Annotated in this window: 24 protein-coding genes; 8 read left to right on the top strand and 16 right to left on the bottom strand. The window is 57.9% G+C overall.

The window, feature by feature from the left end; genetic code table 11:
• Positions 1 to 19 precede the first annotated feature (19 nt).
• Both ACODR6_RS12590 and ACODR6_RS12595 read right to left on the bottom strand, forming a co-directional pair.
• Complete coding sequence (locus ACODR6_RS12590) at positions 20 to 1,333, bottom strand: sensor histidine kinase (protein WP_489022573.1); 1,314 nt, start codon at positions 1,331 to 1,333, stop codon at positions 20 to 22.
• A gap of 371 nt (positions 1,334 to 1,704) precedes the next feature.
• Positions 1,705 to 1,965 (bottom strand): hypothetical protein, encoded by a 261-nt coding sequence (locus ACODR6_RS12595; protein WP_203431525.1) that lies wholly within the window; start codon positions 1,963 to 1,965, stop codon positions 1,705 to 1,707.
• A 241-nt stretch (positions 1,966 to 2,206) separates the two neighbouring features.
• On the opposite strand from ACODR6_RS12595, the gene ACODR6_RS12600 reads away from it, so the two are divergent.
• On the top strand, positions 2,207 to 2,824 hold the full coding sequence (locus tag ACODR6_RS12600; RefSeq protein WP_203431526.1) for a Crp/Fnr family transcriptional regulator: 618 nt from the start codon (positions 2,207 to 2,209) through the stop codon (positions 2,822 to 2,824).
• On the opposite strand, the gene ACODR6_RS12605 is transcribed toward ACODR6_RS12600, so the two are convergent.
• From ACODR6_RS12605 to ACODR6_RS12620, 4 genes are all read right to left on the bottom strand, one after another.
• Positions 2,821 to 3,336 (bottom strand): sigma-70 family RNA polymerase sigma factor, encoded by a 516-nt coding sequence (locus ACODR6_RS12605; RefSeq protein WP_112720362.1) that lies wholly within the window; start codon positions 3,334 to 3,336, stop codon positions 2,821 to 2,823. The genes ACODR6_RS12600 and ACODR6_RS12605 overlap by 4 nt on opposite strands.
• A gap of 90 nt (positions 3,337 to 3,426) precedes the next feature.
• Positions 3,427 to 3,855 carry a response regulator gene (locus ACODR6_RS12610; protein WP_348652544.1) on the bottom strand — a complete coding sequence of 143 codons (429 nt, stop codon included), beginning with the start codon at positions 3,853 to 3,855 and terminating at the stop codon, positions 3,427 to 3,429.
• 116 nt (positions 3,856 to 3,971) lie between these two features.
• A complete protein-coding gene (locus ACODR6_RS12615; RefSeq protein ID WP_130284381.1) occupies positions 3,972 to 4,217 on the bottom strand; it encodes a hypothetical protein in 246 nt (81 codons plus the stop codon).
• A 244-nt stretch (positions 4,218 to 4,461) separates the two neighbouring features.
• Positions 4,462 to 4,665 carry a hypothetical protein gene (locus ACODR6_RS12620; RefSeq protein WP_203431527.1) on the bottom strand — a complete coding sequence of 68 codons (204 nt, stop codon included), beginning with the start codon at positions 4,663 to 4,665 and terminating at the stop codon, positions 4,462 to 4,464.
• 556 nt (positions 4,666 to 5,221) lie between these two features.
• Here ACODR6_RS12620 and ACODR6_RS12625 point away from each other — a divergent pair.
• The gene (locus ACODR6_RS12625) at positions 5,222 to 7,165 is read left to right on the top strand and encodes a hybrid sensor histidine kinase/response regulator (protein WP_203431528.1); all 1,944 of its coding nucleotides are present in this window, start codon (positions 5,222 to 5,224) and stop codon (positions 7,163 to 7,165) included.
• 223 nt (positions 7,166 to 7,388) lie between these two features.
• On the opposite strand, the gene ACODR6_RS12630 is transcribed toward ACODR6_RS12625, so the two are convergent.
• Entirely contained in the window at positions 7,389 to 7,643 is a 255-nt protein-coding gene (locus ACODR6_RS12630) for a hypothetical protein (protein ID WP_203431529.1), read from the bottom strand.
• A 189-nt stretch (positions 7,644 to 7,832) separates the two neighbouring features.
• On the opposite strand from ACODR6_RS12630, the gene ACODR6_RS12635 reads away from it, so the two are divergent.
• Positions 7,833 to 8,123 (top strand): hypothetical protein, encoded by a 291-nt coding sequence (locus ACODR6_RS12635; protein ID WP_112720366.1) that lies wholly within the window; start codon positions 7,833 to 7,835, stop codon positions 8,121 to 8,123.
• A 40-nt stretch (positions 8,124 to 8,163) separates the two neighbouring features.
• Here the strand turns inward: ACODR6_RS12635 and ACODR6_RS12640 are convergent, their stop codons facing one another.
• The 3 genes from ACODR6_RS12640 to ACODR6_RS12650 all read right to left on the bottom strand — a co-directional run bounded on the left by ACODR6_RS12640 (position 8,164) and on the right by ACODR6_RS12650 (position 9,419).
• Positions 8,164 to 8,664: a YciE/YciF ferroxidase family protein gene (locus ACODR6_RS12640; protein ID WP_112720367.1), complete on the bottom strand. Its 501-nt coding sequence runs from the start codon at positions 8,662 to 8,664 to the stop codon at positions 8,164 to 8,166.
• A 343-nt stretch (positions 8,665 to 9,007) separates the two neighbouring features.
• On the bottom strand, positions 9,008 to 9,217 hold the full coding sequence (locus ACODR6_RS12645) for a hypothetical protein (RefSeq protein WP_112720368.1): 210 nt from the start codon (positions 9,215 to 9,217) through the stop codon (positions 9,008 to 9,010).
• The gene (locus tag ACODR6_RS12650; RefSeq protein ID WP_203431530.1) at positions 9,210 to 9,419 is read right to left on the bottom strand and encodes a hypothetical protein; all 210 of its coding nucleotides are present in this window, start codon (positions 9,417 to 9,419) and stop codon (positions 9,210 to 9,212) included. The genes ACODR6_RS12645 and ACODR6_RS12650 overlap by 8 nt, the downstream gene beginning before the upstream one ends.
• A 206-nt stretch (positions 9,420 to 9,625) precedes the next feature.
• Here ACODR6_RS12650 and ACODR6_RS12655 point away from each other — a divergent pair, with 206 nt between their 5' ends.
• On the top strand, positions 9,626 to 10,012 hold the full coding sequence (locus tag ACODR6_RS12655; protein WP_203431531.1) for a response regulator: 387 nt from the start codon (positions 9,626 to 9,628) through the stop codon (positions 10,010 to 10,012).
• A gap of 93 nt (positions 10,013 to 10,105) precedes the next feature.
• Here ACODR6_RS12655 and ACODR6_RS12660 read toward each other — a convergent pair whose 3' ends face one another.
• From ACODR6_RS12660 to ACODR6_RS12685, 6 genes are all read right to left on the bottom strand, one after another.
• Positions 10,106 to 10,468: a response regulator gene (locus tag ACODR6_RS12660; protein ID WP_112720371.1), complete on the bottom strand. Its 363-nt coding sequence runs from the start codon at positions 10,466 to 10,468 to the stop codon at positions 10,106 to 10,108.
• A 19-nt stretch (positions 10,469 to 10,487) separates the two neighbouring features.
• Positions 10,488 to 11,927, bottom strand: a complete 1,440-nt coding sequence (locus ACODR6_RS12665; RefSeq protein WP_203431532.1) for a DUF7125 family protein — start codon at positions 11,925 to 11,927, stop codon at positions 10,488 to 10,490.
• Positions 11,928 to 12,376: 449 nt separating this feature from the next.
• Complete coding sequence (locus ACODR6_RS12670; RefSeq protein WP_203431533.1) at positions 12,377 to 12,643, bottom strand: hypothetical protein; 267 nt, start codon at positions 12,641 to 12,643, stop codon at positions 12,377 to 12,379.
• Positions 12,644 to 12,832: 189 nt separating this feature from the next.
• Positions 12,833 to 14,956 (bottom strand): ATP-binding protein, encoded by a 2,124-nt coding sequence (locus ACODR6_RS12675; protein ID WP_203431534.1) that lies wholly within the window; start codon positions 14,954 to 14,956, stop codon positions 12,833 to 12,835.
• Positions 14,946 to 16,436: an ATPase domain-containing protein gene (locus tag ACODR6_RS12680; RefSeq protein WP_203431535.1), complete on the bottom strand. Its 1,491-nt coding sequence runs from the start codon at positions 16,434 to 16,436 to the stop codon at positions 14,946 to 14,948. Before ACODR6_RS12680 ends, ACODR6_RS12675 begins: the two co-directional genes overlap by 11 nt.
• Before the next feature lie 738 nt (positions 16,437 to 17,174).
• Positions 17,175 to 17,615 carry a pyridoxamine 5'-phosphate oxidase family protein gene (locus ACODR6_RS12685; RefSeq protein WP_112720375.1) on the bottom strand — a complete coding sequence of 147 codons (441 nt, stop codon included), beginning with the start codon at positions 17,613 to 17,615 and terminating at the stop codon, positions 17,175 to 17,177.
• Positions 17,616 to 17,756: 141 nt separating this feature from the next.
• Here ACODR6_RS12685 and ACODR6_RS12690 point away from each other — a divergent pair, with 141 nt between their 5' ends.
• The 4 genes from ACODR6_RS12690 (at position 17,757) to ACODR6_RS12705 (ending at position 19,854) form a co-directional block, all read left to right on the top strand.
• Complete coding sequence (locus tag ACODR6_RS12690; RefSeq protein ID WP_112720376.1) at positions 17,757 to 17,966, top strand: hypothetical protein; 210 nt, start codon at positions 17,757 to 17,759, stop codon at positions 17,964 to 17,966.
• 4 nt (positions 17,967 to 17,970) lie between these two features.
• Complete coding sequence (locus ACODR6_RS12695) at positions 17,971 to 18,840, top strand: alpha/beta fold hydrolase (protein WP_203431621.1); 870 nt, start codon at positions 17,971 to 17,973, stop codon at positions 18,838 to 18,840.
• Between the two features lie 104 nt (positions 18,841 to 18,944).
• A complete protein-coding gene (locus tag ACODR6_RS12700) occupies positions 18,945 to 19,301 on the top strand; it encodes a hypothetical protein (RefSeq protein ID WP_148194873.1) in 357 nt (118 codons plus the stop codon).
• A gap of 73 nt (positions 19,302 to 19,374) precedes the next feature.
• Entirely contained in the window at positions 19,375 to 19,854 is a 480-nt protein-coding gene (locus ACODR6_RS12705; RefSeq protein WP_112720379.1) for a pyridoxamine 5'-phosphate oxidase family protein, read from the top strand.
• Positions 19,855 to 19,862 lie beyond the last annotated feature (8 nt).

Below are 19,862 nucleotides of genomic sequence, written 5' to 3' on the forward strand. Positions count from 1 at the left end.
ATGACGCTGCGCGTCGCCGCTATCCGAGTGAGATTTCCGCGATAAAGACCGTTCCGCCGGCCTGCTCATAGCGATATTCCCCGCTCATCTGCGAAACAAATGACTTGATCAGCCGGGTTCCCATCCCTGACCTGGCGCCTGCCGGCACATAGCCGATTCCGTCATCGCTCACCTCCAGTCTGACCCGCCCGGTAGACAGTTTTTGAAGCCGAACCTCGATGCGGCCATCTTGGCGCGTGTCGAAAGCATACTTCATTGCATTGGTCAGGAGTTCGTTAAGGAGAAGCGCGAACGGTGTTGCCTTGTCCGCATCGATCTCGATATCGTCGATCTCGAAATTAAGTGCTATGTCGCGATCATGGAGGTCAACGAGGGTTCTGACGAGGTTTGGTATGAAATCGCGTGCTTGGACACTTCGAAACTGGTCGAAGCCATACATCTGCTCATGGACAGCTGACATGGCAATGATACGCTCGTGCAGCCGTTGGACTGTCTCCTGCTTGAGGCCCTGAAGCCGGATCAAAGCCATCACGGTCTGGAGATTGTTCTTCACCCGGTGGTGAATCTCGCGCATCAGCACCTTGTTGGTGCGCACTGCCTGTGCGAGCTCGGTGGTGCGTTGTGCTTCGGCCTTGGCGAGACTGAGGATCTTCAAGGCGCCGGTCGTGGCTGCGGCAAGCGCAAGCAGAAGAACGGTCGCCGCTGTCAGGACGTCACGCCAGAACGGCCACATGATGGCTGACACTTCTGCCGAGGCGATTGCCACGAAGGGCGTGCGCTCGACGATCCGGTAGCCGACGAGCCTGGTGACACCGTCGACGGGCGATGCCGATATGTAGGTGCCCGCCGTTGCCTTTCGCATATAGTCTGTAAACAGCACATAGTTACCGAGATCGACCGGATCCTTTGCTTCGGGATGCCTGGCGATCAGCTTCCCGTCACGTCGGATGAAACTGACCGTTGAACCTTTTCCGAGGGATGCGGCATCCCATATCGCCCTCAGCATCCCGGCATCGAAGGCAAGCACGGCAACTCCTGCGAAAATTCGGTTACGCTCGATCCTTGTTGCCGACAGGAACACATGACGGTTCGTGCCTCGAAGCATTGTCAAAGCGGAAGTGTAATCCTCCGCCCCATTCGACAATCGCTTGAAGAAAAGCTGATCGGCGATGTCGGAAGGGCTGTTCTCGCGATCGTTGGAGTAAATCACGTGGCCGTCGGGCGCAATGACGTATGCCGTTGCGGTGACAGGCAATCCGGCTGTCGCCTGGTTGAGATGCTTGATGCCGGTAGCGTCGAGCGGCTGGGAAGCGTCACCCACCGCATCGGCCATGCGATAGAGCGTCTGGCGAGCGAGCGAATTGATCCAGATCGCGTTTGCAGCGACGATCTTGGTTGTCGCCGTGACCTGTTCTTCACCGCGTGTGACGGCCGACCAGTAGCTCGAATGGAGCCACAAGGAAAGGACGACCGCCAATCCGCAGAACATCGCCGCAATCGCGCCGACCGCTGCCTTTCCAACTATCGTGGAATCGCGTTGGGTTCGCATTCAATCCCCGCCGAACGGTAGATTTCATTTCTCTGATAGCAGGCTATAGGAGTCAATGTCTGCCAGAAGACAAACACGCGAAAGGCTGCGATTGATCGGCCGGACGGGCACTGGAAGGCGAACGGTCCTGGTCGATTGCCCTCCTGACAGTCGGGTCAGCGCCGTGTCGTAATCCGGCGAAGGGCGCGTTCAGCCTGAGCGATCGCCTCCTCTATACTGGCCGAGGTCCCAGTCGGCGGCAAGGTGCCAACGCCGTGACCAACGCTCAGACGCCAACCCCACGGAGCCTTGCTGGTCAGGTTGCTGCCGTCGCAGGCCAGAACCCCGATATACGTACCCTCGTGCGCGAGGTTGAAGACATTTGGATCATCCGAGGGCACAACTTCCAGACCCGGTGTCAGCGCGGTCTCGCTCATCTGCCGAACTCCTTTCAGGAAAATTGCCGAACAGTTTCCAAGGTAGAAAGTTCCGGCCTTGGTGAGTTCGCCGCGCTGGAACTCGCGCTTTGCGCCGACGTTCGGGAGGCAAAGGGAGATCGGCCAATGGACACATCCACCGAGGCAGTCGAACGCAACGGACCTGCTTTCTGTTATCGCAAAAGACGCGATGTCTGCGCTACGGCCTCTTCTTGAACCTGTCGTCCTTGCAAAGAATACGATGCTCTCGACCAGTGGGAAGGTTCCGGAATTCTGTTACTTTCTGGAGGGTGGTATAGCCTCGATCATCATGACGACGTCGGAGGGCCGGTCTTGCGAGGTGGGCATTGTCGGACGGGAGGGGGCAGCGCCAATCGCTGGATTGCCCACGGGGCAAAGCGCGCCGTTCGATGCCGTCATGCAAGTCGAGGGATATGGCCTGCGGGCCCGCACAAAGAATTTCCGGCCCGTCCTGCTAGTCCACCCGGCAGTAAGCGAGATCATGTACCGGTATGCCCAGAGCTTCCTGGTGCAGACAGCTTCGACGGCCTTGGCAAACGCCAACTGCTCCGTCGAAGAGCGCCTGGCGCGCTGGATATTGATGTGCCACGACCGCATCGACGGCGACCGTGTATCCCTCACACACGAATTCCTCTCACTCATGCTGGCTGTTCGCCGTCCAAGCGTGACGACGGCGCTTCATGTGCTTGAGGGCCGGCGATCGATCCATTCGGAACGCAGTCTCGTCGTGGTGAGGGATCGCCGCGGACTGGAACAATTCTGCCAGGGCTGCTACGGGCAGGCAGAAAGCGCCTATCGCGATCTTGTCGCAACGCTGCGCCCCAATGCTCCCAGCTAGGGCGTCCCACTCTTCAACTCGCCAAGGTCTTGCGCAATCCGCTCTCTTGCTCGGTTGACGCGGCTTTTGATCGTTCCGGTTGGACAATCGAAGTGCTCACTGGCCGCTTCATAGGAGTGGCCTTCGATGAACACGAACTCGAATGCCGATCGATAGGGTTCGGGCAGTTGGCCGCAGGCACGCTCGAGTTCATGGCCTCGCACGCGCCACTCCTGCTCGGGTGGGACGCTGCCACGTGAGGAGGCGCAATCTTCGGCGCCAAGAATCTCCCGCTTCCCGACACGAAACTTCGAGCAGAAAGTGTTTCGCATGATGGTAAAGAGCCACGACTTCAGCCTTGTGCCCTCTTGAAAGCGGTCAATGTGTGATAGCGCCTTGACCACCGTTTCCTGGACGAGGTCGTCCGCCTCGGTCGGATTGCGATGAAAAGTCCTCGCAAAAGCGCGCAGAGCCGGCAACAGAAGGACCAGCTCGTGCTCTATGTTCGACTGTCGATTGATTTTAAGGGCCATTGTGCACCTCCCTGCCTCATCAAAGCTCAGAAGGTACCTTTGTTCCGGGTGAAAAGGGCAAGGTACGCAACCGTACCTAGGGATCGGTGCCTAATGGTCACCTCTCGCGGTGCCGAAAAGCGCGACAGCAATGGCGCCGAGTTCCGTCGGCTTTTCGCAAAGATGATATCCCACGTAGCGGTCGGGAATCTGGCTGCGGATATAAGCGGTCGCGAACACAAACGGTATTCCCATTGTCTGAAGCCGTTCGGCAATCGGAAAAACCGTCTCACCGTCAAGCCGGATGTCCAGGATCGCGCCGTCGATGGCACGCGTGTCGATTAATACCATGCCGGCTTCGACAGAAGGCGCCGGGCCGACCACGCACGCTCCCGCCCACTCGAGTGCCTGCCGCACATCGTCGGCGACGAAATATTCGTCTTCAACGATCAGGATATTCTTCCCAGTGAGCAGGCTAAGCTTCTGATCCACATTACCCTCCATGCCGAGCGAGGCACCGCCTCCGCGCGTCAGCGTCACTGTCCTTCCTGTACGTCGCTCCACGAGAACTGGATCGCCCGGCCTTTTGTCAGCCCATTCAATCTGAGGCAGCTTTCGTAGTGGGCTTCGACCAGTGCAACAGCATCCGATTCTCGTTAAGCTGCCCCGACGTGCGGTTTAATGATCATCTTGATCCGTGGGTCAAGCCCGCCTTCCCATCGCCATTGCCGCGGGCCGCCACCCACCTCAAAGATAACCCGCCCAAAACGGACGTTGCCGTCGAAGCCATCCAGGGATCCGGTGCCTGTCCTGCGCCATTCATATTTCGATCGAAAGGGTTCCATCGCGTGGCTGTATCCCATGTCGCTTCGTCGAACTACCGAGGCCGCCAGCAGTTCCATGGACGACAGCCCGGATGTTGGGAACCAGGCTGGTATTTCCACGTTTGAAGCATCATCCCGATACCGAGGCGTTCCAATGACATGGATCATTTTGATAGCACTGCTGCTGATTGCCGCTGTTGCCGGACGAACATTATTGTACGTTGCCCTTGGGTATGCTGACTACCTTATCGAGCAAAGACGGCAGAAGGGTCTTATCCGGCGCGCCATGCGGCGACGGGATGGCCGAAATTGAACAGCAGTCTTAAACCGGGGCGTTGTCCGGCTCGATCATGTCTTCATTGCGCTCAAGAAACGCCTGCGCCTGATTAATGGCGGCCGTAATTTGATCCAGTTCGGCAAGATCTGCATCGCGGACAATGCTGGCGAGCTCCCGGCAGAACCGGATCAATTGTCCAATGCTCTCGGCATCGGCGCGGGTCAATCTTACCGTTCGAGGCTGGTTCATCGACAAATCGCCTTATCTTTCACTTCGCTGGCTTTTCCGTATGTGCGTGCCAGTCAGATAGTCTGCAGCGAAGCTTCCCTTTTGGAGAATCATGCTGGCTCCCGCGCGATAGAAAGCAAACGATAATTTTCCGATTTTGTTCAAGCGGAGATCGGTCCGATTTCGCTTCGCATAAGATCGAACGCCCTCTCTCTCGCAAAGTTCGATGGCTTTTAAGCTCTCGACGATGAGACAGGTCCGGGTGGTCTACAAAGTGCGGATAGCGGGCGAGCCCGTCCAGTCCCATGCTGATGGATCTTCAGTTTCGAGAGTGCGCGCCGTGGCGCTGTCGGTGCCGAGGCACCGTCCCACAGACCGGACATTCCCAAATCTCGAAGTACCGATGACGAAAACTGTTGCAGCATTGCTACGCCGCTTCCAGACAACTTCAGCTTCGACTAGTAGATATGGTCCTTATGACCGGAATCGTACACAGCCTTGCCGGATGAACGGGTTGGACTAAATCATAGCTGTTATCCAAACCTCCATAGCGCAAAGTGATTTTGGGACTGCCAGCATGACAGATCTTGAGGGGAGCGACCTGGACGGCCGATATAGGCTGCTCGTCGATGCTATCACCGACTACGCCATCTATATGCTTGACCCGCAAGGACGGGTAAACAGTTGGAGCATGGGCGCCAAGCGCCTTAAGGGATACGAGGAGGACGAAATCCTCGGTGAACACTTTTCGCGCTTCTATACGCCGGAAGACCGGGCATCCGGCGTTCCCGCAACCGCACTGGAGACGGCAGCCACAACCGGCCGCTTCGAGGCAGAGGGCTTCAGGCTCAGAAAGAACGGGGAGCGTTTCCCAGCCCATGTCGTGATCGATGCGATCCGCGATAGTCGCGGATTGCTCCTCGGCTTTGCCAAAATCACCAGGGATCTTTCTGAGCGCAAGAAGGCCGAACAGATTCTCAAGCGTCAGGAAGAGCAGTTCCGCATGCTCGTTCAGGGTGTCACGGATTACGCGATATATCTGCTCGATCCCGATGGCCAGGTTTCCAGCTGGAACGCTGGCGCTCAGCGCATCAAGGGCTTTCTGCCCGACGAAATCATCGGGCAGCATTTCTCACGCTTTTACACCGACGAGGACAAGGCAGCGGGTCTGCCTTCTATAGCCCTTGAAACAGCCGCGCGCGAAGGCCGTTTTGAGAAGGAAGGCTGGAGGATCAGAAAGGACGGCAGCCGCTTCTGGGCAAATGTCATAATAGATGCCATACATGCCGATGACGGCAGCCTTGTCGGCTTTGCGAAGATCACCCGCGATATTACCGAGAAGCGGCAGGCCGAAGAAGCGTTGGTCCGTGCACAGCAGGAGCTATTTCAGGCGCAGAAGATGGAGGCGGTCGGTCAGCTGACCGGCGGGGTCGCGCACGACTTCAACAATCTGCTGATGGCAATCCTTGGCAGCCTTGAGATCGCCCGCAAACGAACCCTGGCCGGGGAAGGCGTCCTCGATTTGATTGACAACGCCATCGTCGGCGCGCGAAGGGGCGCGTCTCTCACGAAGCGGCTGCTGGCATTCTCCCGCAAGCAGGACCTCAAACTTGAACCGGTCAAGGTCGCTGATCTTGTAAGCGGAATGACGGAACTGATGGAACGCTCGATCGGTCCGGCGATCGAGATCGTGAGCCGATTTGAGCCTGACCTGCCGGCAGTTCTGTCGGATGCAAATCAGCTTGAAAACGCTCTCCTGAATCTGGTCGTCAATGCGCGTGATGCCATGCCCGATGGTGGCACGATCACGATTAGCGCCGGGAGCCAAAGCCTCACAGGTACCAACAGCCAGGGACTGCCATCGGGACACTATGTCTGTCTTTCGGTCGCCGATCAAGGAGGCGGCATGGATGACGAGACCCTGGAGCTTGCCACGACGCCCTTTTTCACAACCAAGGGAATTGGCAAAGGTACTGGACTGGGTTTGCCCATGGTCCAGGGCCTTATGGCCCAGGCAGGCGGGGCCCTTCATCTGAAGTCGGCGCCGGGCCTTGGTTGCACGGCGCAACTGTGGTTGCCAGTCGCGGCTGATCTGACCGAGCCGGCGTCCCATCTGCCAAGCGAACCGCTTGTCCAATCACCGTCGCAATTGACTGTTCTTGCCGTCGATGACGATGCTCTCGTCTTGATGAACACTATTCTGATGCTGGAAGATCTGGGCCACGAGGCCATACAGGCAGAATCAGCGGGGCAGGTGCTCGAGTTGCTCAAGGAAGGGTTCATTCCGGACGTCATCCTGACCGATCATGCCATGCCAAATATGACAGGGGCGGAGCTGATCCGAACAGTCGGCCTTTCGCACCCGTCCGTGGCGCTGGTTCTTGCCACAGGCTATGCGGAGCTGCCCGACGGCACGGCGCCACACGTCGTGAAGCTCTCGAAACCATTCACGCAGGCACAGCTGAGTGTCGCGCTGGCAGCTGCCAGACCTGCCGCCCTGCTTGATCGAATTGGAGAATGAAGGTTCTTCAGCCCCGTTTGCGTACATTCTATTTGTCGCTCTTTTGACCGGTCACTCCGTACTGATCTGCCAGCCGCTGCGCGAAGATGCGGTGGAACCCAGTGACGAGAGCCTGCCTGCCCGACAAGGGATCCGCTCGAGCGGGTTGTTATCTTTTGGCATCCGGAATCTTTTGGCTCAGTGTGCAAGCTTTGATGTTGCCGTGCAAACCGGTTTACAAGCTTCATGCGCGTTGATCCCATCTTTCGTCCCACTCGACACCTTCCGTAAGCTCGATCAATATTGGCATCGCCGAGATGATTACCGGCGATCTCAGGACAACGGGCGGTTCCGTCTCCTCGCCAGAAAGACCATGTCCTCGTCTTCCGAACCTTGATGTTTCGAATGAATCCGCGGATTTGGTGACTTGAACGGTAAGTTTGACGATTAAGTCACCCTTGCGCTCGCATCCGGCCTCCAATGTCAGGTAGTTCGTCATTTGCAGCCCCTTGAATAGTTGCTCAATCGAACCAGGCGGAAAGTTGTTCCTGCCCACCTGTGGCCAGCTGTTGCAAATCAGCAATGACCGCCGCTAGAATCAATCGACCATCGTCCGCCCCGCTATCGATGCCGTTGCGTCGAATCGGATTCTGATCCCAGTTAGGGTCGGGGTGACGGTGGAACGAAGATGGCATTCAGGGTGATCGAGGGTGGCCTCGCGGCCAATGGGTGGGTGAATGGAGACAATGCCGCTCAGGTTGATGTAGCGCAGGTCAGAAGAGAGGGCGCGCGTCGGCTGCGAGATTCGGGCTATGATCGGCTGGAGGCACGGCGGCGCATTACCGGTATTGCGGTGCCGCGTTCTGTTGATCACTTTCGAATGCAAATTGAATTTGTGGTAGGCGCCTTATCACGCCTCGACCCAATTCCAGCGGATTTCCGGAACGACTGCTACTGGCCGATACTTGACAATGCCTGAGGTGTGAAGCGCTGCGACCGTGCCGCAGCGCTTCAAGATGTCAAGCTGCCTTGGTGCCCTTGGCGTTCGCCGCTGACAGTGCAAGTTCTGTCAGTTTCTTGTCGGTTGCCTCCTCCTCCGCAAGGTTCTGCTGGAGAAGGGTGACTGCCTGCTTGTGCCCGAGCTGCTTGGCCCACGCAATCAGCGTGCCGTAGCGCGCAATTTCATAATGCTCTACAGCCTGCGCTGACGAGATCAGGCCAGCATCGAGAGCAATGCTTCCGTCGAATTCCTCGATGATTTCGTTTGCTTCTGCAATGATCCCCTGGATCGCCTCGCAGGTCTTGCCTCGGGCCGGCTTCCCAATGATCTCGAATACCTGTTCCAGGCGCTCGATCTGGCCTTGAGTTTCGTCGCGATGCTTCAGAAAACCTTCCTTGCCATCTTCAGACTGTGCAGCCCGGGCCATTTTCGGTAGTGCACGCAAAATCTGCTTTTCGGCATAATAGATGTCCTTGAGAGTGTCGAGAAACAGGTCGTCGAGGGTCTTTGCTGTGGCCATGTCGTTCTCCTTTTTAGGTTTGCACGCGTCCAACAAACAGCGGCGTCCTTTGTTCCAAAACTGGTGTTCCCGCTAGAAGCGGTGACGAACTCGCGTGAACCACAACCAGCGGCATCATCACGATGACGGCACTAACTGCTACGAGATCGAGAACTTGAAGTCGCTCGGAGGAGAGTGCATCAGCCATGCTCCGGCGAACACTGGCACATCGCGTCATAAACGTTCGCATACGTTTTTCGCCGCGTGGATCTTCGAAGGCGACGCGGCTTGTCCAACGAACGCTGATTTCCTGACCTTGATCACCGTCTTCAAGCTTCCTGATACAGCGGAGCCCCGGATTGGGTCAGTGAGAGCGTCCCTCGTTCATTTCTGACGGGTCATAGTTGATGTCCCAGTCCTTTTCCGGCTTTTTGGAACCTGGAGGACGCTTGTGAGCTGTCGCATCCTCTGAGCCGGTCACGACAGTGGGCTTGGCGCTGTGGACGCCGGACGCCTTGCGGTCACCTTGTGATTTCGCAAACTGTCCGCGTGCATCCTTTTCGACGTTACTCATCACTGTTCTCCTTTGTCTTCAGTGCGTCGGAGATCTTTCTGGTCTCTGGGTCGCGATTGTTCTCGCCCATGGCGTCACGGTCGAGATCCGGATCGTCCTTGGCTGGCATGTAGCCGCGCGGCGTGTTCGATTTCGGTCCTTCCCAGCGCGGCGACTGGTCCGTCGTGCCGGGCATCCCGTCTTTGGGAGAATTCATTCCCATTTTGCTTCTCCTTGGTCGTTGTTCGAAACGGTCTAGAAGTCTAACCCGGGGATGACCGTCATGTTCCCTCGATACCCCACGGCCGCGGCCTTCTTTCAAAAATGTCCGGTTTCGGACAATGGCAGTCCGGCATTGACTTATCGTCTGCGCTCCGGCGCTCCCGTGCTATTCTGGTTTAGAGGCGTCTTTCATGAGGGAGAGTGGGTATGCGCGTCCTGGTTATTGAAGACGAGCCTCAGATGTTTCTTGAAATCGAGGAGGTCATCCTGCAGGAGGGCGGGGAAGTGATCGGGATTGCCACGACGCTGGCCGAAGCGCTCGAACTTGCGCCTCTCGCAGACGTCGCCCTCATCGACATCCGTCTTGGCAACGGAATGACCGGCCCGGAGATTGCCAAAAGCCTGGTCAATGGTTTTGGGATTGGGGTTGTTTATTTGACGAACGGTCAGGACGCGCCGAAGGGTTCCAGCGACGCGATGGGCGGCGCGGCAAAGCCGGTGACGCGCGAGGCTGTGCGACACGCCATACGACTGGCCGCAGCCATTCGGGCTAGTCCAGAGCATACCGAGCCGAACTCATCAAAAGCCCAATGACGGCATTTCAAAACTTCGGGACGCTCATAATAACTAGGCTAGACGACGAGCAGAGCTCTCTGCCTCTTCCGAAAACGTTTGGTGGATCTTTTATCACCTGTTGCCGATCAGACCGGCAACGGTCGCGATCAGCGTTTTTTCCCGATAAGGCTTGTCAAGGACGGCATCGAAGACCTCAGGGTGCGCCCGCCCAATGCTTCCCTGTGCGCCGCTTACCAGCACGATTGGAATGGACGAAAGAGTGGCATCAGCTCGCATAGCTTGAGCGAGCTCCAAACCGGTCATGAGCGGCATCATGAAATCCGTTATGACGAGCGCCGGCAGCTTTTGCTTGACCAGCGTCAGCGCGGCCTTTCCATGTGATGCGGAGGCCACCTCATAGCCCGCGTCCTCCAGCATCATTGTAAGGACATCTGCGAGCAGGAATTCATCCTCGGCTATGACGATCAGCGGCATCCCTGGCAGTTCCCTGTTGTCAAGCCGGCCCCTGCGCCAATCCGGTGGCGGCCCCCGCGACCGGTTCAAGTGCCGCTCGAACCTCCATCCCACCCGGCCCGAATCCGATCTCATGGATGATCGGTTCAAACGCCCGGTCACGGACCTTCAGGACCGAAACAGTGCGCTTGTAACGCGATCCGATCTCTACATGGCGCAGCATTACCAGATTATCCAGGAGACTGGAGATCTCCGATCCTGGCGCCGTCACCGTGGGTCCGAAGAGATCTCGCAGTTCCCAGGTCGTGATTGTAGTAACGTTGAGCGCACGCAGTTCGTTCGTCAGAGCTGCGAAAAATTCGACCATACGCGGTTGATGAACCGCCCCACGCTCGAAACCGCCAAGGCCGTCGATCAGCAGCCTTTTCACGCCGCGCTCACGCACGGCGTCGAGAAGACGATGTCCGAGCTTGTCCAAGAGATTTTCGGTCATCGGATTCCAGATCATTTCGAGAGCGCCATTTTTGATCAGCCCTTCGAAATCGACACCCAGCGCGGCTGCCTTGCCGCGCAGGCGGGCAGGCGTCTCATAGAAGCCGAAATGAAGCGCCGGCTGCTCTTGCGTCGCAAGCGACAGGAAATTGATCCCGAGCGAGGTTTTTCCGCTTCCTGACGGTCCGAAGACGAGTGATACCGAACCTTCAGGCAAGCCGCCTCCGACCAATGCGTCGAAACCGCCCGTCCCGGACGAAACTGATCCAGTCGGCGCATGATCAGGCACGCTCGTATGAGCGAGAAGCGCCTCGACTCGGGGAAATACCGCCACGCCATCAGACGTGATCTCGAACTGATGGTGCCCGCCAAGTGCTGCGGTTCCTCTGGACTTCTTGACCTGGAGGCGGCGAACAGCGCGCACACCGCTCAACTCGTTATGAAGATCGATCACCCCATCGACCATTGTATGCTCCGGGCTTTCTTCGGCGATCCGGCTGCTGGTCAGGAATAAAACAGTGCAACCGACGAAGGCGGCTTGGCTCTGAACCTCGGCGACGAAGGTTTTGACGTCAAGCTGCGTATCGGCCCGATCACGCGCATTCAGGAGCCCGTCGAACACCAGCAGGGTGGCCCCCTGACGGGCGATCTCCTGCCGGATCAGCTTTACGACCGCCGACAGACCCTCATCACGCAGGGTCTGGAACACGCTGACATAGGTGACGTCGATACCGAGACGTGAACTGTCGAAAAACTCAAGAGTGCCAAGCGCCTGAAAGAGCCGCTCGTGCGTCTCTGCAAGGAGCGTGACGTAGAGCGCCTTGCTGCCCTTCTCGGCTGTCTTGAAGGCGATCTGATTGGCGAAGATCGTCTTTCCTGCGCCAGGGTGGCCTTGCAGGATGTATGATGCGCCGACGACGAGCCCTCCGCCAAGGACGGCGTCTAGGCCGGGAACGCCCGTTTGAAGTCTTGCTAGTGCCTGTGTCACAATTCTGGTTCCGTCAACTACCCCTGCCGCACCCTAGAAGGCTTGGCGCCATTTGGGAACACCTTATGATGAGGCCGTTGGCGAAGCGGCCGGTTCGGTCGACGATCCCTAGGCCTCTGCTGCAGGCCGAAGCTTTCTCTGGATTAATGAAAAATAAGAAGGACACCGGGCGACGCTTCCTATAAAGGCCGCGATCGCCGAATTTGCCGCACGATACCTCGTATCTCCGTCGAGGCGAGGGCAGGGGAAAGACATTTGCGGTCGATCAGCGGTCGCTTGCAATGCCCTTAAATATGATCGATTCGCTGAGCAAGGATGGCAAGGGCAGTTGTCTCGGGCGGCCGACCCTTCATCGATCGGGTTCCGGCTCAGGCCGAGTGGGTTGGTGTTCGCCCTGCTGCGCGCGAACGGCCGCACAGGCATTTGAATTGCCGCCGATAGGGGCAGACTTACATCGACGACGACATCACCACGTTCGGTGAGGGCGTGTCCGCAGCTTCGTCGCCGGGCTGAGGCGATGCCGATAGCGCGGCACGGACCTCATTTTCCTCCCATCCCGCCCGCACTGCCGATTCGATCAGAGCGACCATTTTCTCCGCAGATGACGATCGAGATGTCTCATCAAGATGTTTGCTTGCCGTCTCAAGACATTCCTTGAGGTTTGCCGCACGGGCAGCCGGGTCCTGACTGAAACGCGGGGAGGCGACGTAGATCATGATAGGCTCCTTTCTGATTAGAACAGAAGGAAGCGCTCGCGGTTCCATCCGCTTGCAGGGATTTCCGTGAGGCGTGGTCCGACCCCATGCTCGAACTGCTGTCGAAGGTGCGGTCCACTCGCGCTCACGCAGGAGCTGCAGCACGCACAGCGGCGGTCCTTGGAGCTTTAGTCTGTTCTGCCGATCAAGCTATCGGCCGGGATTGTTGGCCAGCATCATCTCATTGATCTTTGCGGCAAGATCATCGACGGCGAAAGGCTTGCCGATCATCGCCATGTTGGGCCCAAGAAAACTTGCCTTTGTGGCAGCGTTTTCCGCATAGCCTGTCACGAACAAGATCGGAAGATCCGGCCGATATTGCCGGGCAATTTCCGCCAACTGTCGGCCGTTCATCCCAGGAAGGCCGACATCCGAAACCATGAGGTCGACCGTTTTTTCAGAGGCGAGAATACCGATGGCGGCTTCCGCGTTGGCCGCCTCGAAGGCGAGATAGGACAGTTCACCGAGCACGTCGCAGATCAGGAGGCGCACTGCGTCGTCATCTTCGACCACAAGGACGCTCTGCCCCCGTCCCTCCGGTGCCGCTTCTGGAACCATCGGTCCTTCATCATCGCTTGGCCCGTCAGCCGCCGGGAGATAGAGCTCGATCGATGTCCCTTGTCCCGGCCTGCTATCAATGCGGACCTGGCCACCGGATTGACGAACAAAACCGTAAATCATCGACAGGCCGAGGCCGGTGCCCTGGCCGATCGGCTTTGTCGTGAAGAACGGTTCGAACACCTTGTTCACAACATCGGCCGGCATGCCGATACCGGTATCGCTAACGGCTAGCAATACATAGGTGCCCGGCTTCAAGTCTAAACTCCGCTCGCAGGCCTCGACAACGCAGCGCCTGGCGGCAACTCTCAACCGACCGCCGTCTGGCATAGCATCGCGCGCGTTGACTGCGAGATTGAGCAATGCGCTTTCCAACTGGTTGACATCGGCCAAGGCTGCCCCGGTCCCGGCCTCGACGTCGATCTCTACGCGTATGTTCTCCGGCAATGTCCTTTCCAGGAGTTCCCTGGCTGCTTCCAACTGCGGCGCGATCTCGACTGGTTTGGAGTCCAGCGTCTGGCGGCGAGAAAAGGCCAACAGCCGTGCAATCAGAGCTGCCGCCCTATTTGCCGAATCCACGGCGGCGTCCATGAATCTGTCGACGTCTTCGAGCCGTCCGCTTGCGATGCGGCGTTTTGCGATATTGATGCCCCCAATGATACCGGTGAGCATATTGTTGAAATCATGTGCGATCCCGCCGGTCAGTTGACCGACCGCTTCCATTTTCTGGGACTGGCGGAGGGCTTCCTCGGCAAGATTGCGAGCCGCCATTTCGTTTTCCAGAGCGGCTGTGCGCTCGGCAACCCGCTGTTCAAGCGTTCGGTTCAGGGTGTCGAGCGCCTCACGCTCCACACGCAGCGCCGCCTCCGATGCCGCAAGAGCGCTTTCAGTTCGCTTTCTTTCAGTAATATCGATCACGGTTCCGATGAAGCGCACCGCGCTCGCACCAGAAAATATTGCGCCTCCCTTTGCAGCGATCCAACGCTCCTTGCCGTCGTCAATGCCGATGGTGCGGTATTCGACTTCGAATTCGCCGCGCCCTGTGGGCTCCAAGGCAGCTTTGACGGCGTTGTCGGCGCGCTCCTTGTCCTGTGGGTGAAGTCCAGCGAGAAAGGTGCCTTCGTAGGAAATTTGCCGATCAGACGTCAATCCAAACATCGCCCTGCAGCGCTCGTCCCAACGCAAGGCCCCCGTCGCAGGGTTATAATCCCAGGTCCCGATTCCCGCCGCACTCGTTGCTAGACGTAACCGCGTCTCGCTCTCATCGAGGTCCCTCAGGCGATCGCGCATCTGGAACTGTTTCTGCCTCAGCCGCATCGCCGATGCGATCGCACTGAAAAGAGAGGCGCTTCCGAGTGGCCGTTCGAGCACAACGCTGTTGCTCGACAAATCGAAGAGCGCCAGTTGCGACAAGTGTTCGCTGGGCATGCGCGCCGCGCGAGGCGCGGCCAAAAGCACGAATGGCACGTCAGACCAGGAGGGTTGAGCCTGAAGCGCTGACTTCAAGGTGTCGGCATTTCTTGCCAGCGCTTCTTCCGTCAGCAGGATCGCGCCGATCTGTTCGCTCATCATGCCTGCGACATCTTCGAGATCGCGGCAGATGACCGCCTCGTAGCCTTTATGCGTCAGGATCGATGAGACCGCATCCGCATCCCTGCCGAAGGGCGCGCAGATCAGGATACGCCGGCCTTCGGACGTCTCTGACCTATCGCTCACGATCTCGATCTTCCATCAAGGGATCCCGTATACCGAGATATTCGGGCGTACCGGTCAGAATGCCCCTGAACTGGGACAGGGGTTCGCCCACGCGGATCCCGCCCGCACCGACCCTCAATTCACGGATCGTATCCTCGTGCGCGCCTCCACGGTTCTTGAGGACCGAGATTGCCTTGCGCACCCGCCCCTCGGCTTCGAAAAACCGCAGTAAGACGACTGCATCTGCAACATAGGATATGTTGAGGCTCGTCGTCATCGCACCGACGAGACCGGTTTGAGGATCGATCAGCAGCGTCACAACGCCTTTCTGACTGAGGTAGGACAGGAGCTCATGCATCTGCAGGATGAGATGCTGCTCCTGAGGCATGGCAGCGACATATCCGTTCAGGCTGTCGATGACGATCATCCGGGCCTTGCGCTCCTCGACCTCACGTCGCACCCGAAATGCAAATTCACCGGGCGAAATCTCCGCGGGGTCGATCTGTTCGACGCAAAGCGTGCCATTCGCAATATGCTTCTCCAGATCGAAACCGAAGGCTTTGGCGCGAGCCATCAATGTTCCTATCCGCTCGTCGAACTCATAGACGGTGGAGGGTTCACCCCGCTCGCAGGCCGCATGCAGATATTGCAGCGCGATCGTCGTCTTGCCGCTGCCAGCGGGGCCGGTCAGAAGCGTGCTCGTGCCGCGAAGAGGTCCGCCGCCAAGCAGGTTGTCGAGCCCCTGTATGCCGCTCGGCGTGACCTCGTCGGCAAATTCACCGTGGTGAGTAGCCGCAATCAGTCTTGGATAGATCTGCAGCCCGCCTGTCCTGATCGTGAAATCGTGATAGCCGGCGATGAAATCAATGCCGCGAAGCTTCTGGACCTGCAGTCGCCGCCGCGCGGCGCCGAAGTCGAGCGTCAGCCGCTCAAGGGTTATAACGCCATGGCAGAGACTATGCAGATGAGCGTCGCGGCCATCGGCTTTGCCGGTCATGTCATCAACTAGGATCACCGTTGTGTCGCGTCCCGAGAAGAACTGCTTGAGAGCGAGCACTTGCCGGCGATACCGTAGCGGATCCTGTGCGAGCAGGCGCATTTCCGATAGGCTATCGAACACAACGCGCTTAGGCTTAACCCGCTCCACCTCTTCTTGGATGAGCCTGATCGTCTCGCCGAGCTCCATCTCCCAGGGGTGTAGGATCGACTGATCACGGCCCTCACCAAAAATTTCGGCTGCGGAGTCGAACTCGAACACGTCGAACTCGCCACTGTCCCATCCATGCGATGCAGCAACGGCCGCAAGCTCTTCAGCCGTTTCTGACAGAGTTATGTAAAGGGCCTTTTCGCCGCGCCGCACTCCTTCGCGAAGAAATTGCAAGGCCAGCGTCGTTTTGCCGGAGCCAGGCGCGCCTTCCAGAAGATAAAGTCGTCGTGGCGACAGGCCGCCTTTGAGGATGATGTCAAGACCTGCATTTCCGGTCGAAATAGTGTCAGGCAACGTTACGGGTCCTAGATATCAATTGGTTTTTTTCAAGAAATATGATCGATCCACAATCCGGCAAGCCCGTTCGCTCGTCTCGGGCGGAAATCTGTCGCTGATTGGCACCTGCATCCACTGTGACCAGGTTCGTTAAGACGGGCAGCCTCGCACGCTCGCGAAACCAGCGCATGACCTAGAGGACTAATAAAAATCCCCGACGACGTCAGTCATCGGGGAAATTGAACGTGCTGAAAACAGAGCAAGGACCGCCGGGTTGCATCGAAAAAGCCGGGGTCTCGTTAGATCCGCGTCACTTCGCCCGGCGGCTAGACCCAAACGTGTCAGCGCTACCATTGTTCCCGCTGTTCAAAAAAGAAATCTCACTCCAGGCGATAGCGGAACACTGCCTTCCTCGCGGACGGAGCATCAATCGTCCGGACGAGGTCATGTCCCAATCCATCGGTGATCAACGCCGAAGCAATTTTCTTGTCGCAAGCTGGACCGTTCAGAGTCGGTCGGCTTTGGACATCGCTGCAACCGTTGGCATGTTGCGGTCTTAATCGTCCGTGAGGTCCATCTTAGGATCCCCTCTCGGCGGTCTCGTTTCGCAAAACGATTGTGCTTCGTTTCGACCCCGCTCTAAGCTGTGCCGTTCTCCACTATTCGGCCGCCAAAAGCTCGCTATCGAACGGCGGCGGCGAAACCTGACTGTCCTCCCGAAGTGTGGCTAGTTCTTATCCCGCGCCGTTGCTACGGCTAGGAAGACAGTATGACATCGCCGTTTTCTTCACCGTCCCAATAACGGATAGATGCAGCCGAAACCTTTATGAGAACCAGGCCTGGCGTCTCGGTCCCTTCCGGAAACCAACGCTCTAGACCGGAGGACCAGTGATCCTCGAACATCGCCTTGTCGCGGATGACGGAAGCGCTTCCCTCAACCGCGATGAAGATCCCCGGTTTGCCCAGCAGGCTTGGGGGAGCGGTGAAGGTCAGCAAAACGTCATTTATCCCCTCGATCTCGCTGACCTTGCGGGTGTCTTCGTAGGAGAAAAACCACGAGTCTCCGTCATACTCGACGTCGCCGTTGTTACTCATCGGCCGGGTGGCAATCCTGCCGGCGCCGGCGTTGGTGCAGAGCATGCAAAAGTCGATTTTCCTCAAGTGCGAGGACAGGTCCTCAAGTGTCATTGACGGCATGATGTCCTCCTGGGCGTGACTGAGATCCTATAAGTATCAAAGGCTCCGGAATGTTCCGGCGAAAGCGAAACACGCTGAAAATGGCAGGTCCGCCGGAACCTGGATCATTTCTCGGTGTTTTCGCAGGAAAGGAGCACAACCATGATGACCCAATCGAAACAGCTTGCAGAGGAGTACCGCCGGCTCGGTGGCCGCAGGCTCGCCAAGGTTGACGATAACATCGTCAGTACGCGGGCATGGGATGAGGATACTCCCGAGGCGGAAAGGTTCTGGCAGGAGCATGTTGCTCCTCTCGATGAAGAAAAACGTCGGGAAGTCGAGCTCCATCTGCCGTCAATCAGCGAACGCTGACGATATGCCGTTTTCCAATTTCGAACTCAAAACGGTAGATGTCGATGCCGGTGCCATCCGCCTCAGAATTGGTGGAAGCGGGCCGCCCTTGCTTCTGTTGCACGGCCATCCCCGCACGCACATGACATGGGGCACCGTCGCCGAAATCCTCGCGCCGTTTTTCACCGTCGTCTGTCCCGATCTGCCTGGTTTCGGCAAATCCTACATACCGCAGGACGCGCCCGATTCGATCCATTCGTCAAAGATGGAAAAGGCCAGATCGCTTCGCCAGCTGATGGATAAGCTTGGTCTTCCGTCCTTCTTTCTCGCCGGGCATGACAGAGGGAGCCTGACGGCGTTCCGGCTGGCCATGATGTGTCCCGACATTGTGCGAAAGCTCGTGATCATCGATGGCCTGCCTGTGCTCGAACATCTCGAACGCGCCGATTGGCGGTTCGCCCGCGACTGGTATCACTGGTTCTTCTTTGCCCAGCCCGGAAAGCCCGAGCGGGTCATCTCCGCAGATCCCCAAGCTTGGTACGACAAGCTGTCGCCCGACGTAATGGGGGCGGAGGCCTATGCCGACATTCGTGAGGCCATCCATGACCCAGCCGTGATCCACGGGATGATCGAGGATTATCGAGCCGGGATCCGCGTCGATCATATCCATGACAAGCAGGACCGGGAGGCGGGCCGCAAGGTTTCCTGCCCAATGCTTTGTCTTTGGTCACTTCGCGACGACATGCAACAAATCTACACCGATCCCGTCGCGATATGGCGCAACTGGGCCAGGGACGTCAACGGCTTCGGGGTCGACAGTGGGCATCATGTCGCAGAAGAAAATCCAAGAGATCTGGCTGCCGCAATCAAGACATTTCTCCTCACTGAGGATTGAGAGGCGTCGGTTTGCATGGAACTTTTATGGCGCGTCATATTTGTAGCTCGTGATCTCGGATCCGCGCCTGCTACCCGCGTCAAGCGACCGCGAAAGGAAAGACTATGAATAACAACCACCGCAGCAGTGAAAGAGTGACCGAAACGGCGACTGAGGCAAGGCAGGGCCGATGGGGCAGGCCGGTGTTCCTGGTCCTTATCGGTGGCCTGGTCCTTGCTATGATCGTCTGGATAGGTGTCGATATGTGGGGCGAGAGCATAGACACCGACAAAACCTCGACGGCCGCAACTGCGAATGACCCCATCAATGCCCAGCCCTCAGGGGAAGGAACCTTCGACAATAATGCCGCCGATGGCAGCGTGCCCCCGCCGGAGCAGACAGATCGTTCGCCTTCGCCGAGCGGCAACGGCGGCGGTCCGACGCAGGTCACCACACCGTCGGGCACCGAGAAGGTTCAATGAGGTCATGTTCGGACGCCGGCGGCATAGTCTGCCCCCGCACTTTGTTCAATGAAAACAGTCAGGAGGCTTTTAAATGACGGAGCATGACGAACTGCACAAGGTATGGGACCTTTCAGAGAAAATTGGCTTCTGCATGCTGACCACACAGTCGGGAAGCGATCTACGCGCCCGTCCGATGTCGGCATATGCCGAGAGGGTCGACAACGCCTTCTACTTCCTTACCGATATCGACAGCCACAAGGATGACGAAATCGAGCGTAACCCTGCCGTCTGCCTCGCCTTCGCAGACAGCAAGGGGCAGAAATACGTCTCGATATCGGGCATCGCGGAGGTCCAGAACGACCGGGAGAAGATCCGGGACCTCTGGGCGACCCCCGCCAAGGCATGGTGGGATAGTCCCGAAGATCCCTCGATCCGCATCCTCAAGGTAACGCCGAACTTCGCCGAATATTGGGATAGTCCAGGCACCATCGTCAGCTACATCAAGATGGCTGCCGCTGCTGTATCCAGCGCCAAGCCGGATATGGGCGAGAATGCCAAGGTACAAATGTAGGTCGAGGC

Source organism: Rhizobium sp. FG96, assembly GCF_057808655.1.

Coding starts and splice junctions, on each gene's coding strand:
- ACODR6_RS12590 (WP_489022573.1), bottom strand. CDS start 1,333: ATGGCCGATGCGGTGGGTGACGCTTCCCAGCCGCTCGACGCTACCGGC.
- ACODR6_RS12595 (WP_203431525.1), bottom strand. CDS start 1,965: ATGAGCGAGACCGCGCTGACACCGGGTCTGGAAGTTGTGCCCTCGGAT.
- ACODR6_RS12600 (WP_203431526.1), top strand. CDS start 2,207: ATGCTCTCGACCAGTGGGAAGGTTCCGGAATTCTGTTACTTTCTGGAG.
- ACODR6_RS12605 (WP_112720362.1), bottom strand. CDS start 3,336: ATGGCCCTTAAAATCAATCGACAGTCGAACATAGAGCACGAGCTGGTC.
- ACODR6_RS12615 (WP_130284381.1), bottom strand. CDS start 4,217: ATGGAACTGCTGGCGGCCTCGGTAGTTCGACGAAGCGACATGGGATAC.
- ACODR6_RS12620 (WP_203431527.1), bottom strand. CDS start 4,665: ATGAACCAGCCTCGAACGGTAAGATTGACCCGCGCCGATGCCGAGAGC.
- ACODR6_RS12625 (WP_203431528.1), top strand. CDS start 5,222: ATGACAGATCTTGAGGGGAGCGACCTGGACGGCCGATATAGGCTGCTC.
- ACODR6_RS12630 (WP_203431529.1), bottom strand. CDS start 7,643: ATGACGAACTACCTGACATTGGAGGCCGGATGCGAGCGCAAGGGTGAC.
- ACODR6_RS12635 (WP_112720366.1), top strand. CDS start 7,833: ATGGCATTCAGGGTGATCGAGGGTGGCCTCGCGGCCAATGGGTGGGTG.
- ACODR6_RS12640 (WP_112720367.1), bottom strand. CDS start 8,664: ATGGCCACAGCAAAGACCCTCGACGACCTGTTTCTCGACACTCTCAAG.
- ACODR6_RS12645 (WP_112720368.1), bottom strand. CDS start 9,217: ATGAGTAACGTCGAAAAGGATGCACGCGGACAGTTTGCGAAATCACAA.
- ACODR6_RS12650 (WP_203431530.1), bottom strand. CDS start 9,419: ATGGGAATGAATTCTCCCAAAGACGGGATGCCCGGCACGACGGACCAG.
- ACODR6_RS12655 (WP_203431531.1), top strand. CDS start 9,626: ATGCGCGTCCTGGTTATTGAAGACGAGCCTCAGATGTTTCTTGAAATC.
- ACODR6_RS12660 (WP_112720371.1), bottom strand. CDS start 10,468: ATGCCGCTGATCGTCATAGCCGAGGATGAATTCCTGCTCGCAGATGTC.
- ACODR6_RS12670 (WP_203431533.1), bottom strand. CDS start 12,643: ATGATCTACGTCGCCTCCCCGCGTTTCAGTCAGGACCCGGCTGCCCGT.
- ACODR6_RS12685 (WP_112720375.1), bottom strand. CDS start 17,615: ATGCCGTCAATGACACTTGAGGACCTGTCCTCGCACTTGAGGAAAATC.
- ACODR6_RS12690 (WP_112720376.1), top strand. CDS start 17,757: ATGATGACCCAATCGAAACAGCTTGCAGAGGAGTACCGCCGGCTCGGT.
- ACODR6_RS12695 (WP_203431621.1), top strand. CDS start 17,971: ATGCCGTTTTCCAATTTCGAACTCAAAACGGTAGATGTCGATGCCGGT.
- ACODR6_RS12700 (WP_148194873.1), top strand. CDS start 18,945: ATGAATAACAACCACCGCAGCAGTGAAAGAGTGACCGAAACGGCGACT.
- ACODR6_RS12705 (WP_112720379.1), top strand. CDS start 19,375: ATGACGGAGCATGACGAACTGCACAAGGTATGGGACCTTTCAGAGAAA.